General features: G+C 73.2%; 9 protein-coding genes. 6 read left to right on the forward strand and 3 right to left on the reverse strand.

Annotation, left to right across the window (positions count from 1 at the left end):
* The first annotated feature begins 3 nt into the window (after positions 1–3).
* The 5 genes from ACZ6JT_RS34050 to ACZ6JT_RS34070 all read left to right on the forward strand — a co-directional run bounded on the left by ACZ6JT_RS34050 (position 4) and on the right by ACZ6JT_RS34070 (position 6162).
* Positions 4–909, forward strand: coding sequence for an aminotransferase class IV (locus ACZ6JT_RS34050; RefSeq protein ID WP_469215896.1), 906 nt, complete (start codon positions 4–6; stop codon positions 907–909).
* The gene (locus ACZ6JT_RS34055) at positions 909–2270 is read left to right on the forward strand and encodes a hypothetical protein (RefSeq protein ID WP_469215898.1); all 1362 of its coding nucleotides are present in this window, start codon (positions 909–911) and stop codon (positions 2268–2270) included. The genes ACZ6JT_RS34050 and ACZ6JT_RS34055 overlap by 1 nt, the downstream gene beginning before the upstream one ends.
* The gene (locus ACZ6JT_RS34060; protein ID WP_469215900.1) at positions 2267–3535 is read left to right on the forward strand and encodes an MFS transporter; all 1269 of its coding nucleotides are present in this window, start codon (positions 2267–2269) and stop codon (positions 3533–3535) included. Before ACZ6JT_RS34055 ends, ACZ6JT_RS34060 begins: the two co-directional genes overlap by 4 nt.
* A gap of 55 nt (positions 3536–3590) precedes the next feature.
* Complete coding sequence (locus ACZ6JT_RS34065) at positions 3591–4808, forward strand: 3-deoxy-7-phosphoheptulonate synthase (protein WP_469215902.1); 1218 nt, start codon at positions 3591–3593, stop codon at positions 4806–4808.
* An 88-nt stretch (positions 4809–4896) separates the two neighbouring features.
* Positions 4897–6162 carry an MFS transporter gene (locus ACZ6JT_RS34070; protein ID WP_469215904.1) on the forward strand — a complete coding sequence of 422 codons (1266 nt, stop codon included), beginning with the start codon at positions 4897–4899 and terminating at the stop codon, positions 6160–6162.
* On the opposite strand, the gene ACZ6JT_RS34075 is transcribed toward ACZ6JT_RS34070, so the two are convergent.
* Positions 6115–6858, reverse strand: coding sequence for a 4'-phosphopantetheinyl transferase family protein (locus ACZ6JT_RS34075; RefSeq protein ID WP_469215905.1), 744 nt, complete (start codon positions 6856–6858; stop codon positions 6115–6117). The two genes, ACZ6JT_RS34070 and ACZ6JT_RS34075, sit on opposite strands and share 48 nt — an antisense overlap.
* A gap of 129 nt (positions 6859–6987) precedes the next feature.
* On the opposite strand from ACZ6JT_RS34075, the gene ACZ6JT_RS34080 reads away from it, so the two are divergent.
* Positions 6988–8343: a cytochrome P450 gene (locus ACZ6JT_RS34080; protein WP_469215907.1), complete on the forward strand. Its 1356-nt coding sequence runs from the start codon at positions 6988–6990 to the stop codon at positions 8341–8343.
* Between the two features lie 103 nt (positions 8344–8446).
* Here the strand turns inward: ACZ6JT_RS34080 and ACZ6JT_RS34085 are convergent, their stop codons facing one another.
* Positions 8447–10156, reverse strand: coding sequence for an AMP-binding protein (locus tag ACZ6JT_RS34085; RefSeq protein ID WP_469215909.1), 1710 nt, complete (start codon positions 10154–10156; stop codon positions 8447–8449).
* Entirely contained in the window at positions 10153–14847 is a 4695-nt protein-coding gene (locus ACZ6JT_RS34090; protein WP_469215910.1) for an amino acid adenylation domain-containing protein, read from the reverse strand. The genes ACZ6JT_RS34085 and ACZ6JT_RS34090 overlap by 4 nt, the downstream gene beginning before the upstream one ends.
* Positions 14848–14898: the final 51 nt, after the last annotated feature.

The raw sequence follows: 14898 nt of genomic DNA on the forward strand, positions 1-14898 counted from the left end.
GGAATGAACGAACCAGCGAAGCTCATGTGGTGGCAGGGCAGCGTGGTGCCCGCCGGGGACACCGCGCTGACCCTCGCCAACCACAGCCTCCACTACGGCCTCTGCGTGTTCGAGGGCGTCTCCGCCTTCCCTTCCGGGGACGACGGCCACCACGTCTTCCGGCTGGAGGAGCACATGACCCGGTTCGCCGAGTCGTGCCGCCTGGTGGGAACGACGCTAGCCCAGTCGCCCGCCGAACTGGCCGCCGCCTGCCACGAGACGCTGACCGCCAACGGCCTGCGCCGGGCCTACCTGCGCCCCGTCGCCTTCCTCGGCGACGGGGTCCTGGGCCTCGCCGCGCCCGGTGCGCAGGCCCAGGTCGCCGTCCTGGCCTTCGACGTCTCCTCCTTCGACGAGGTCGTCCGCGGGCAGCAGCCCCGGCTGACCCTGTCCTCGGTCGCCCGGCTCAGCCCGCACGCCTTCCCCACCAAGGCGAAGGTCTCCGCCGGCTACCTCAACTCCAGGATCGCCTGGATGGACGCCCAGCGGCGCGGCTACGACGACGCGCTGTTGCTCGACGACATCGGCTTCGTCGCCGAGTGCACCGTGCAGAACGTCTTCGGGGTGCGCGGACGCACCCTCCTGGTGCCCGACTCCCCCGCCGCGCTCGACGGGATCACGGTGGCCTCCGTCATCGAGATCGCCCACGACCTCGGGTACGAGGTGGACCGGAGCCCGCTCACCGCCGCGGACCTGCCGGCCTGCGAGGCCCTGTGCGTGGCGAGCACCGCCGGCGGCGTGCGCCCGGTCCGGTGCGTGGACGGGACCGACTTCGACACGGAGAACGCCGTGGTCGCCGAGATCGTGCACACCTACCGGCAGGCGGAGCTGGGGCTGCTCCCCCGGTACGCGAAGTGGGTGTCGCTCTGATGGCCGACGCACTCGTGGTGGACCTGTACGACACCCTGCCCGAGGAACTGCGCGGGCGGATCGACGCGCTCGGCCGGGACCACTGGCGCCGGGCGAACGCCGGAGTGCCGCGCGTCGCGGACTCCTGGTGCCCGACCCGACCCCTGCTGCTGGGCCCCGAGGCCCACGCGCTGGTCGGCGCCGTCGCGGACCGCGCGGCGCGCCTGGTGCTCGACGCGTGCCTGCGCCGGGTGGGGACGGCCGGCGAACTGCTGGACGCCCTCGCCATGCCCCGCGAGCAGTTCCCGCTCCTCGATCCGGCACAGCGGCTCACCGAACGGCTGCTGACCTCCCTGCGCGCCGACGTCATGGTCGAGCGCGGCGTGCCCAAGGTCGTCGAGCTCAACATCGACGGGGCGATCGGCGGGGCCATCGAGGCCGACCTCATCGCCGGCCAGTTCTACCGCATCTACGCCGACCTGCTCCCGGCCGGACCGGACGGCCCGGCGGGCCCGCTGCGCACCCCGCCGTCGGCCGTCGACGCGTTCTTCGCCGAGCTGGTCTCCTTCCTCGGTCTGACCGACGGCAGCTGCCTGCTCGTCCCCGTCTTCCGCGAGGACGGCCTCGACGCCCTCGCCGACCTGGACGACTTCATCGGCTTCCTCGCCCCCATGGCGGAACGGGGCAAGGCGTACGGCATCGGCGTCGTCGGGTACCCGCTGGACGCGCTGACCCTCGACGACCGGCAGCGGCTGCGGGCCGGCGAGCAGATCGCCGACGGCGTGTTCCGGCTGTTCATGCCCGTCGAGCAGGCGGGCGCCGGGCTCGACGCGCTGGAGCGGGCGCTGCGGGCGGGCACCGTCGGCATGTACACCCCGGAGGCGACCAGCCCGGTCAGCGACAAGCGGGTGCTGGCCTGGATCTGGGAGGACCTGCCCCTGCTGGACCCTGCGGACCGGGATTTCGTACGCCGGCACATCCCGCACACCACCATGGCCCGGGCGGACGCCCTCGGCGAGGACCGGACCTCCCTGGTGCTCAAGCCCGGCGACGGCTACGGCGGCGCCGGGGTCACCCTGGGCCGCTCGGTGACCGAGGAGGAGTGGCGGCAGCTGCTCCTGGCGGCCGCCGCCACGGGCGACCACGTCCTCCAGCGGGTGGTGGACGCCGACCTCGTCACCTTCGAGTTCGCGCACGACACGACCGGGGAGATCCGCAGCTCCGCCGTGCCCTGCGTACTGGGGCCGATGATGTACGGCCGCGAGCTGTCGGGCGTCTACGTCCGGCACGCCACTCCCCGGCCCGGTGAACTCATCAACACGCACCAGGGCGCTGCCTCCAACAGCGTGCTGATCGTGGAGAGTCCGACGGTCGGACGGTGAGCGTCGACGGCGGCCGCGCCCCCACCCTGCTGGACCCCCTGCGGCAGCGGGACTTCCGCTGCCTGGCGGGGGGCCGGATGGCGACCTACTTCGCCAATGCCATGGCGCCGATCGTGCTCTCGTTCGCGGTGCTCGACCTGACCGGTTCGCTGATCGACCTGGGGATCGTCGTCGGGGCGCGGTCGGTGGCCAACGTGGCGCTGCTGCTGTTCGGCGGCGTGATCGCCGACCGGCTGCCGCGCAGGCTCGTGCTCCAGGGGTCGAGCGTGGCCGCCGGGCTGGCCCAGGCGGTGATCGCGGCGAGCCTGCTCTTCGGCTTCGCCTCGATCCCGGTGCTCGTCGTCATCAGCGTGATCAACGGCATGGTGGCCGCGGTGTCGCTGCCGGCCGCGGCCGCGCTCGTACCGCAGACCGTCCCGCACGAGGTGATCCGGCCGGCCAACGCGGTCGTGCGGATGGCCGTCAACGCGGGGATGGTCCTGGGCGCCTCGACCGGCGGGCTCGTCGTCGGCCTCGCCGGCCCCGGCTGGGGCATCGCCGTCAACGCGGCCGTGTTCCTGCTGGCGGGGCTGTGCTTCGCGGGGATCCGGGCCGCGAGGACCGCGTCGCCCGCCGCGGGGCCGGCCCGACCGCTGGCCGAACTGCGCGAGGGCTGGTCGGAGTTCACCTCCCGCACCTGGGTGTGGGTGGTGGTGCTGCAGTTCCTGGTCATCAACGCGGTGGTCGCGGGCGGGCTGCAGGTGCTCGGCCCCACGATCGCCGACCAGTCCTTCGGGCGGACGACCTGGGGGCTGCTGCTCGCCGCGCAGACGGCGGGCGCCTTCGCGGGCGGCTTCCTCGCGGCCCGTACCCGGCCCCGGCACGCCCTGCGGATCGGCGCGGCCGTGGGCGCGTTCGAGGCGGTGCCGCTGCTGGCGCTCGGGACGACCTCGCACATCGCCCTGCTGCTGGCCGCGATGTTCGTCAACGGTGTGGCCCTGGAACAACTGGCCGTCGCCTGGGACGTGTCCCTGCAGGAGAACATCCCTGCGGAACGGCTCGCCCGGGTCTACTCCTACGACGCGCTCGGCTCGTTCGTGGCCATCCCCGTCGGGGAGGTGGCCGCGGGCCCGATCGCCCTCCACGTGGGCCTCGACACCACGCTGGTGGCCGGCGCCGTACTGGTCGTCGCCGCCACCGGTCTCGCCCTGTGCAGCTCCAGCGTGCGCCGGCTGACCGTCAAACCGGCCGAACGTAACCTGCCGGCCGGGGAAGTGACCGCGTGAAGCAGACCACCACAGCACCATCGGCACGAACAGCACCACACCTAGGGGGACCACCATGCCGCACGGCATATCTCTCATCGACAAACCGGGGTGGTACGGAGGGGAACCGTACCCGCCCGGGGCCCTGGACCACATCCGGGCCCTGCCGGCGGCGCAGCAACCCGACTGGGCCGCCCACCAGGCCCTCGGCTCCGCCGTAGGGCAACTGCGCGAGGCTCCGGGGCTCGTCGGCCCCCGCGACGTCGACCGGTTCGACCAGCTCGTCGCCGAGGCCGCGCTCGGCAACGTGGGCATCCTGCAGGCCGGGGACTGCGCGGAGGACCCGGCCGACTGCACGCCCGAAGCCGTACGCGGCAAGGTCCGCATGCTCGACGTCCTCGCCTCGGCCCTCTCGGAGATCACCGGCAGGCCGACGGTGCGGGTCGGCCGGATGGCCGGGCAGTACGCCAAACCGCGCTCCCGGCCCACGGAGCGGCGCCGCGGCCGGGAACTGCCCGTCTTCCGCGGGCACATGATCAACCGACCGGAGCCGGAGCCGGCGGCCCGCGCCCACGACCCGCGCGGGCTCACGCGCTGCTACCGGGCCGCCCTCTCCGTGCATGCGGCCCTGCGGCCCGACACGGGGTGGACCTTCGCGACCACCTGGACCAGCCACGAGGCCCTCGTCCTCGACTACGAACTCCCGCTGGTGCGCGGGGACGGCGCGGGGCGCACGTTCCTCTCGTCGGCGCACTGGCCGTGGATCGGCGAGCGCACCCGCTCCACCCGCGGGGCCCACGTGCGGCTGCTCGCGACGGTGGACAACCCGGTCGCCTGCAAGGTCGGGCCGACGATGAGCCCCGCGGAACTGGTGGAACTGTGCGGGCTGCTCGATCCCCACCGCCGGCCGGGCCGGCTCACCCTGATCGCCCGGCAGGGCGCCGGCACGGTACGGCGCAACCTGGCCGCCCTCGTGGAGTGCGTACGCCGGGCAGGGCATCCCGTGGTCTGGATGTGCGATCCGATGCACGGCAACACCGTCACCACCGCGGGCGGCCGCAAGACCCGCCTCGTCGAGGAGATCGTCCGCGAGATCGCGGGCTTCCGGCACGCCGTGGAGTCCGCCGGCGGGGCGGCCGGCGGCCTCCACCTGGAGGCGACCCCCGACGAGGTGCTGGAGTGCGTGGCCGACGCCGACGGCCTCACCGGACTCGCCGGCCGCCCCGAGCCGCTGTGCGACCCCCGGCTGAACCTGGAGCAGGCCCTCACCGCGGTGTCCGCCTGGCGTGCCTGAACGCCGCCGCCCACCTCCACCAGCCGGCCTTCCACTTTTCCGCAACCGGGCGACATCGCCGACTGCGCCCCGAGACGGAGGGAGCCCGATGACGAGTACGGACCTCCGCGCGGCGCCCGCGAAGCGGCGGCTCGGCGCCCCGTACGAGCTGCTGCTGTTCGCCTTCGTGGTGTCCGGGCTGGGCAACTGGATCTACCGCCTGGCACTGCCGCTGATGGTGTTCGAGCTGACCGGGTCGGCGCTGAACACCGCGGTGGTGTACGCGCTGGAGTACGCGCCACTGCTGCTGCTCTCGCTGCCGGGCGGGGTGATCGCCGACCGCTTCGAGCGCCGGCGGATCCTGGTCGTGGGCGACCTGGCGGCGACGGTGCTCGCGGGGCTCCTCGCGCTCGTCGTGACGTCGGGGTCCTCGTCGGTGCTGCTGGTCTACCTGGCGGCGTTCCTGCTCGCCTGCGTGGAACCGCTGTACTACCCGGCGTTCCAGGGGATGGTGCCGGACCTGGTCCGCGACAAGGACCTGGAACGGGCCAACGCGTGGATGCAGATGGGCGACAACGTGATGAGCCTCGCCGGTCCCGCCGTGGCCGGCGTGCTCATCGCGGCCGTCGGCTACGAGGGCGCGATCTGGGCCGACGCGGGCACGTTCGCCGTGTCGGCCCTGGCCATGGTCGCCATCCGGACCAGGTCGAGGCCGCCCGCCGCACAGGGCCCGCATCCGGTACGCCGCGACCTGCGGGCCGAGGTGAGGGACTCCCTGGTCCACATCGTCCGGGACAACCGGCCCCTGCTCAGCGGGGCGGTGCTGTTCGCCCTCGCCAATCTGGGCACCTGGCTGGTGCAGGCCAACCTCGTCTATTACCTGAGCGACTACCAGGCGATGTCACCCACCCTGATCGGGGTGGTGTTCGCCGCGCAGGGCGCGGGTGCGGTGCTGGGAGCCGCCGTCTGCCCGTGGCTGGGACGCCGTTTCGCGCCCGGCCGGGTGGTCATCGCGGGCACGGTGCTCGCGGGCGCCGGGATCGTCCTGCTGATCCCGCTGCGCGACGTCGTCGGCATTTCCGTGCTGTGGGCGCTGATCTACGGCATCGGCACCGTGAACATGGTGAGCTGGTTCGTCCTGCGCCAGCGCACCGTGCCCGCGCGGATGCTGGGCCGGGTGGTGGCGACCACCCGGATGATCGCCTTCATGTCGATCCCGGTCGCCTCGGTGCTGGGCGGTGTGCTGGAGCAGCACTGGCACAACATGTACCTGATCATCGCCATCGCGGGGCTGCTGCGCCTGCTCGTCGGCCTGGGCGCCCTGTTGTCACCGCTCAACTCGGCCGCCGGATGGCGTGATCCGGCCGATTCCTGACGGCGGGCCCGGCGGCACGACGACCGCGGCCAGGAGCAGTGCGGGGGTGGCCGCCCAGCGTCCTTCGTACAGGAGGGGCGCGGGCTGCTGCTCCCCGGACCCCGGCCGCTCCCCCGCCGGGGCCGTCCCGGCCCGTTCGGCCATCTCGGCGCGGAAGGTCCCGGCCGCCGGGTCGAAGGTGACCGAGGCGTCGGCGAAGCCGAGCCGGCGCCCGGTCATCGGGAACCACGCCTTGTACACGGCCTCCTTCGCGCAGAACAGCAGCCGGTCCCAGTGGACCTGCGGGCAGCCGGCGCCGAGGTCGGCCAGCCGCTCCCGTTCCTCGGGAAGGGTGACGGCTCCCCGTACCCGCGGCGGCAGGGGTTCGTGTGGTTCCGCGTCGATGCCCACGGCCCGGACGTCCGTGCTGCGCGCGACCGCCGCGGCCCGGTACCCGGTGCTGTGCGTCATGCTGCCGACCACCCCGCGCGGCCACACCGGCGCCCCGCGCTCACCGTGCAGCACCGCCACGGGCGGTACGCCGATTTCCGCCAGGGCGCGCCGGGCGCAGTGCCGGACGGTGGTGAACTCCCGGCGGCGCCCTTCGTGGCGGGCTCCGCCGAGTGCTTCCAATTCCTCCGGGAGAAGCGTGGATTCGGATACGTCGGCAAAGCTCTCGGCACACGCCACGGTGGCCGGAAGGATCAGTTCGAGCACCTCAGGACCCTAACGACCGGAACCGCTCTTCCGCCATTTCTGCCCGCCGACCCGGCTGCTAGCGTGAGTCGGGACCAGATGTGCATTCGAACGAAACGCGAGATTCGTTCACCGAGGGGGAATTCCGCAATGACCAGCGGTATTGATGAAGTGTCGACCACCGAAGGCTTACCCGAAACGGGCTCGACGAAGCGGCCGCCCGGTCTGCGCCTGCCCGCGGTGGTCCAGACCCTGCTGTTCGCCCGGTACCGGCACCGGCTGTTCCCGGCCCTGCGCAGCATCCACGGGGACGTGTTCACGCTGCGGCTGACCACTCCCACCCGCCATCTGGTGATCCTCACCAAGCAGGAGGACATCAAGACCGTGTTCGGCGGTCCGGTGGAGGTCCTGCACGCGGGCGAGGGCAACGCGATCATGGGTCCGGCCCTCGGCGACCACTCGGTGCTCCTCACCGACGAGGCCGAGCACCGAAGGGCCCGCCGGCTGCTGATGCCCGCCTTCACCGGTGCGGCGCTGGCCGGCTACCAGGAGATGGTCGGCGAGCTGACCAGGGCGGAGGTGGACGGCTGGCCCGAGGACACCGTCTTCAGCTCCCACGAGCGGATGCAGGCCCTGACCCTGGAGGTGATCCTCCAGGTGGTGTTCGGAGTGACCGACGAGGCCAGGCTGAAGCGGATGCGCCCGCTCGTGCGCGGCATCGCGGACATCGGCCCGGTCACCCTGCTCGGACTGCCCTACCCGCTCCTGCAGCGCTTCGGGCCGTGGCGCCGCCACATCACCCTCCAGCGGGGCCTCGACAAGCTGCTGTACGCGGAGATCTCCGACCGGCGCCGCGCCGCCGACCTGCACAGCCGCACCGACGTGCTGTCGCGGCTGCTCCAGGCTGCGGAGAACGAGGAGGGCGGCGGGTTCAGCGACGCGGAGCTGCGCGACCAGCTGATCACGCTGCTCCTCGCCGGGCACGAGACCACGGCCACCGGGCTGGCCTGGGCGCTCCACGAACTGGTCCGCGAGCCGAAGCAGTTGAAGCGGGCGCAGCGCGCCGCGGACGAGGGTGACGACGCGTACCTGACGGCCGTCGCCAAGGAGGCGCTGCGGCTCAAGCCCGTGGTGTACGAGGTGGCCCGGCAGCTGACCCGGCCGCTCACGGTCGGCGGCTACCGGCTGCCCGCCGGCGCCACCGTGATGCCCGCCATCGGTCTGGTGCAGTCGGATCCGGCCTACCACCACCAGCCGGACGAGTTCCGCCCCGACCGCTTCCTCGACGGCCAGCCGCCTGCCCACACGTGGATCCCGTTCGGCGGGGGCGCCCGCCGCTGCATCGGTGCCGGTTTCGCGCTGCTCGAGGCGACCGTGGCCCTGCGCGAGGTGCTCGTGCGGTACGAGATCCGGCCCGACCGGGCCGCCCCGGAGGAGCAGAAGGCGCACCACGTCACGCTGATCCCCTCGCGGGGTGCGCGGCTCGTGGTGCGCCGCCGCCGCTGATCCCGTCGCGGGGGTGGGACGCGGACCGCGGCCGTCCCGTACGGGGCGGCCGCGATCGGCCCGGCGGCCGGAGGCGGTGGCCGGCCTCGGTGTCCGCCGGCGGTCAGCGGGCGAGTTCCGCCAGGACCGGCAGCTTCCCCGTCAGGTAGCGCTCCCGGGTCAGGGCGCGCTGGACCTTGCCGGAGGAGGTCCGCGGGATCGCGCCCTTGTCGAGGGCCACGACCTTGTCGGGGGCGTGCCCGAGGTGCTCGCGCAGCCGCTTCATCACCAAGGCCGCCAGCTCGGCGTGGTTGTCGAAGCCCTTGGCGGTCTCGAAGGCCACGATCATCCGCTCGGTGTCCGGCACCGCGAAGGCCGCGCAGACCGGCCGTACGCCGTCCACCTTCGCGGCGACGTGCTCGTAGTCCTCGGGGTACAGGTTGCGGCCTGAAACGATGATCATGTCCTTGACGCGGCCGCAGACCACCAGGCCCCCGTCCTCGGTCCGGTAGCCGAGGTCGCCGGTGCGCAGCCAGCCGTCGCGCAGGACGGCCGCGGTCGCCTCGGGGTCCTGCCAGTAGCCCTGCATCAGGGAAGGGCTGTTCACCCAGATCTCGCCGACCCGGCGCTCCGCCAGCGGCTCGCCGTCCTCCTGCCTGATCTCGATGCGGACCCCGGGCACCGGGGGTCCGCAGACCGCCAGCGCGCGGGCGTCGGGGGCGCCGGCGGGCACCGGGGTCGCGACGGCGCCCGCCTGCAGTCCCTCCCGGGACACGTGGTCCCAGACCAGCGGGCGGGTCGCCTCTCCCATGGCGACGGCCAGGGTGGCCTCGGCCAGCCCGTACATCGGGGTCATCGCCTGCGGCCGGAGCCCGTACGCGGCGCCCGCCTCCACGAACTGTTCCAGGGTGGCCGCCCGGATCGGCTCCGCGCCGTCCCCGCACACCTCCAGGTGGGACAGGTCGAGCTGCCGCGGGCGCAGCCGCATGCCCTGGGCGGCGAGGCCGTAGGCGAAGTTCGGGGCGACCGTGCTGGTGGCCCGGAACCGGGACAGGGCGTCCACCCAGGAGTCCGGCCGCGCCAGGAAGTCCTCCGGCGGCTGCAGCACCATCTTGATCCGGTAGGCCATGCCGGAGAGCACGGAGATCAGGCCCATGTCGTGGTAGAGCGGCAGCCAGCTGACGTGCACGCTGCGGTCCCGGACCAGTTCGAGGCGTTCGCAACAGACCGCGGCGTTCGTGAGCATCTGCCGGTGGGTGAGCGCGACCGCCCGGGGCAGGCCGGTGGTGCCCGAGGTGAACTGCAGGTAGGCGAGGTCCTCGGGGCGGGTCCGGACCGGCCCGCTGATCTCCTCGCGCTCCGAGGCCAGCTCACCACAGGTCAGCACCGGCCGGTCGCCGGTGATCCGGCCGGTGACGAAGTCGCCGAAGGCGTCCGCGACCACCACGCAGCGCGCGTCCACGTGGTCGAGCCGCCGGTTGATCTCGGCGACGAACTCCGGCAGGTCCGACAGCCGGTGCGGCAGCGGCAGGATGACCGGCACGGCGCCCGCCCGCCAGACGCCGAACAGGCTGAGGAGGAAACCGGGCGAGGTGGAGGAGACGATCGCCACGCGGTCCCCCTCGGCCACGCCCGCCCGGACCAGCCCGCCGGCCACCCGCCGCGCACCGGCGGCCAGCAGCGCGTACGGCATCGGGCTCTGGTCGAGCCGCCGGTTCACCACGGTGATCCCGCGCGGGGTGGTGGCGGCGAGTTCCAGCACCTCGGGCACCGTCACCGCGCCGAACAGGTCCTCGGGACGCGGGTGTTCCATGGTCTTCTCTTCCCCGTTCATCCGGCGCTCCGCGCCAGCGTGTGCAGTTCCTCGATGAAGCGGTCGGCCAGGGCCCGGACCGTCGATTCCTCGTGCAGGTGGGAGCTGTACGTCCACACCAGGCGCAAGGTGCCGTCCGACACCATCGCCATCAGGTCGAGCGTCCTCGTCCGGTGGCCGAGGTCGCTGCGGTGGTGGCCGAAGGAGTCCACCACCGGGCGGGCGTCACCGGTGAAGTACTCGCTGACGTCGCCCCAGTAGTTGAAGCCGATCTCGGGCACGGGGACCTCGGCCATGCGCGCCCGTACCGCGGGGTCGGGATGCAGGTGGCGCAACAGGCCGTATCCGACGCCCTGGTGGGGCATCTCCCGGATCTGCCGGAGTACGGAGGCGAGGTCGCCGGGGCGCAGCACCAGCGGCGACAGCGTGGAGAACCGGGCGACCGTACGGGAGATGTCCAGCGGTCCGAACGCCCGCTGCCGGCCGTGGCCCTCCACCTCGACGACGAGTTCCGGCTGTCCCGTCCAGGCGGTCACGGCCCGGACCAGCGCGGTCAGCAGCACCTCGCGGATCTCGGCGCCCTGCGTGCGCGGGAGCCCGGTGACGACCGCGTCGAAGGTCTCGCCGATCACCTCCGTGAAGTGGCGGACGGCGGAGGCCTGCGTGTTGGGGCCGAGGCGGTGGTCGACGGGCAGCGGCTGCGGTGAGAGGTCGGCGAGCCTGCTCCAGTACGGGAGCTCGGCCGTGACCTCCTCGCTCGCCGCGTACGCGTGGAGCCGGGCCGCCGCCTGCGGCAGGGAGGCCGTCTTGGGCGGCAGGACCGGTTCGTCACCCCGCTCGAGGGCGAAGCAGGCGGTGCGCAGGTCCTCGTAGAACACCCGGGAGGAGTAGTAGTCCATGACCAGCCAGTGGGCGCTGACGAGGAGGCGGGGCCGGCGCGCCGGCCCGAGGTCGAACTGGGTGAGCTGGACCGTCATGCCGTCGGCCAGGTCGAGCTCGCCGTTGCGGAGCGCGACGTGCCGGGCCATCTCCGCCTCGAGGTCGGCGTCGGGGGTCGCGCCGAGGTCGACCTCCGTGACCCTCGAGTCGGCCGGCGGCCGCACTCCGGGCAGTTCCGCGTACGGTCCCTGTTCCCCGGTGCGGAACCGGGCGCGCAGCCCGTCGTGGTGGGCGAGCACGGTGGCGAGCGCCTGGCGCAGCGCACCGGGCTCCAGCCGCCGGTCCAGCTCGAAGACCGGCCACATGCCGTTCCAGTGGTCGGCCGCGGCGAAGTCCTGCTCGAAGAACCAGAGCTGGCTGGGCGAGAGCCCGGCCCGCCCGGTGATCTCGCCCTGGTCCGCGGCGGCCGTCGGCCGGTCGGTCGCGACCGCCGCCTGCCCGGCGACGGTCGGGTGGGCGAAGAAGTCCGCGAGCGTGAGGTGGATCCCCTGCTCGGCGGCCTTGGCCACGGCGCGTACGCCGAGCAGCGAGTCCCCGCCGAGGGCGTAGAAGTCGTCGTGGCGGCCGATGGTCTGCACGGGCAGTACGCAGGCCCAGGCGCGGGCGAGGGCCTCCTCGGCCGGGGTCGCGGGCGGCTCGGCTCGCGGGGCGACGGCCTCCGGCACGGGCAGCGCGCGCCGGTCGAGTTTCCCGTTGGCTCCCGTGGGGAGCCGGTCCAGGGTCATGACGACGGCGGGGACCATGTACGAGGGGAGCTTGGCCCCGAGGTGGGTGCGCAGCTCGTCGTCGGCGAAGGAGGCCCCGCTCTCGGGTACGGCGTAGCCGATCAGCCGCTTGGCGTCCTGGGCCACGACGACGGCGGCCTTGACCCCGGGGTGGCTGCCGAGCACGGCCTCGATCTCGCCGAGCTCGATCCGGTGGCCGCCAATCTTGACCTGGAAGTCGTCCCGGCCGAGCAGTTCGATGGATCCGTCGGGCAGGTAACGGCCGAGGTCGCCGGTCCGGTACAGGCGCTCGCCGGTGACCGGATGCACGATGAACTGCGCCGCGGTGCGCTCGGGGTCGCCCCAGTAGCCCCGGGCCACGCCCGCACCGCCGATGTGGAGATCGCCGGTGACGTGGTCCGGCTTGTCGGTGAGTTCGGCGTCGAGCACGTGGAAGGTCTGGTTGCGCAGGGGGGTGCCGTAGGGAACGCTGCGCCACGCGGGATCGATGCGGTCGATCGGGTGCCAGATCGACCAGATCGCCGCCTCGGTGGCACCGCCGAGGCTGATCAGGTCGGGCCCCCCGGAGGCGATGGCCCGGACCCGGCCGGGCAGGGTCAGCGGGATCCAGTCACCGCTGAGCAGGGCCGTGCGCAGCGAGCGCGGGAATCCGCCGCCCTGCTGCTCGCAGTGCTCCACCAGCAGTTCGAGCAGCGGCGGCACGGTGTTCCACAGGGTCACCCGGTGCTCGTCCGCGAGCGTGGCCCAGCGGCCGGGGTCGCGCGTCTCGCCGGGTGCGGGCAGCACCAGCGCGCCGCCGGCTCCGAGCACGCCGAAGACGTCGTACACGGACAGGTCGAAGCTGAGCGAGGACAGTCCGAGGACCCGGTCCGCGCGGCCGACGGCGAAGCGGGTGCTGATGTCGTCGATCGTGTTCACCGCGGAGCGGTGGCTGATCATCACGCCCTTGGGGCGGCCGGTCGATCCCGAGGTGAAGATGACGTACGCGAGGTCGTCGGGGCCGGTGACCGGGGCCGGGGCCGGTCCGTCGGGCACGTCCGGCCACGGCTGCCGGTCCACGGCCAGGCCCGTGACGCCGTTCGGTACGTACCCGCCGGGCTGGGTGAGGGCCACCGTCACCCCGCCCGCCCCGATCAGCTGGTCGATGCGCTGGCGCGGGAGGCCGGCGTCCACCGGCAGGTAGGCCGCGCCGGCCCGGAGCACTCCCAGTACGGCCGGGATCTGCTCCCAGCCCTTGTGCATGAGGACGGCGATCAGGGTGTTCGGCGCCGCGCCGAGCTCGCGCAGCCGCCGGGCGATCTGGTCGGCGCGGCGGTCGACTTCGCCGTACGTGAGCGTGGCGTCGGCGGTGATCACGGCCGGCGCATCCGGGTGCGCGGCGGCCTGCCGGCCGACGGCCGCGTGCAGGAGCTCGTCGGGCAGCGGGCCGGCGGTGTCGTTCACGGCCGCGCGTACGGCGAGCTGCCGGGACGGCAGGGCCACCGGCGCGGGCGTCTCCTGCTCCGCGATGCGCTCGACCAGGCCCAGGTAGGCGGCGAACATGTCGTCGAGGACGCCCGCGGGGAACATCTCCTCGACGGCGTCCCAGCTGATCAGCAGATCGCTGCCGCGGGCCACGACCTGGTTGTCGAGGTAGACCTGCGGGGTCTGGGAGATGGCGTACACGGTCTCGAAGACCATGCCTTCGAGGGAGCCGAGGCTGTCCTGCTCGCGCAGCAGGCTGGTGAACACGACGGGCATCCGCGCCTGCGTGCCGTCGCCGCGGCGGGCCAGCTCGCGCTGCACCTCGACACCGCTGAACCGGGCGTGGGCCAGGTCCTGCCGCAGCTGCGCCTGGAGCCGGCCGGCGACCGTGGCCAGGTCCGGGGCGCCGCCGAGGTCGCACTCCAGCAGGATGGTGCTCGTGAAGTCGCCGATCACCCGGTCGATGTCGGCGTGCCGGCGCGGCCGGTCGGCGAGCGTCAAGTTGAGGGTGAAGCGGGAGCTGCGGCTCCAGGTGCGCAGGACCTGCGCGTAGGCGGCGCACAGCAGTACGGAGGGCGTGACGCCGAGGGTGTTCGCGCGGTCCCTGATCTGCCGCCACACCCGGCCGGGCAGCCGGCGCTCGCGGCGCACGAAGGCCGGGGCCCCGGTGTCGGCGATGGCGCGGACGGGCAGTTCGGGGGCCGGCGGCAGCGAGTCCAGGCGGTCGGACCAGTACGCGCGGGCCATCGCGTGGCCGGGCTGCGCACGCTGTGCGGCGACGTCGTCGAGGCAGTCGCGGAAGGTCACCGCGGGGGCCGGGCCGAGGGAGTCGGGGTCGAGGACGAGGCGGATCCACTCGGCCAGCAGGACCTGGATGCTGCCGGCGTCGGCGAAGAGCAGGTCGATGCTGAGGTGGAGGCGGAGCCGGCCCGCGTCCAGCTGGTGGGTGCGTATGTCGTACAGCGGCCAGGTGTGCGGGTCGAAGAGCTGGGCGGCCATCTCCTCGCGGGTCTCGTCGAGACGACATCGGCCGTCGGCTTCCGGGAGCCCGCTCAGGTCGCCGTGGCGGAAGCGGTAGTACGGCACCTCGGGGGCCACCTGCTGGCGGCCGTCGGGGAGCAGCGTCGCCCGCAGCATGCCGTGGCGGCCGATCAGGGTGTTGAAGGCTTCCTCGACGCGTTCGTGGTCCCCGGCGAACAGGTCCACTTCGACGTAGAAGTGGGCGGAGCGCCCGCCGAGGTCGAAACCCCGGCTGCCCAGCCAGTACGCCTGCTGGACGTCGGTGAGGCCGAAGGGCTCGTGGTCCCGCTCGGGTGCCGGAACCAGCTGCGGGACGGACCCGCCGTCCGTACCATGGTTGAGCAGCGCCCCGGCGAGCGTTTCGAGCGTGCAGTGGCCGAAGAACATCTCGAGCGGGAGGTCGACCGTGCACGCGGTGTCGATGGCGGACTTGAGCCGTACGGCGTCCAGCGAGTCGAGGAACAAGGGCTCCTGCGGATCGACCCAACGGTCGTAGTCGCTGTTGACCTCGGCCAACAGGTCTCGTAACCGGTTCAGGCCCTCGTCCTGGTCGGGAATGGGCACAGCGGATTTCTCGGACATCAGTCCCCCGTATCAACCAGCGGGTCATGCTGG

The organism is Streptomyces sp. NPDC046308 (genome assembly GCF_055588065.1).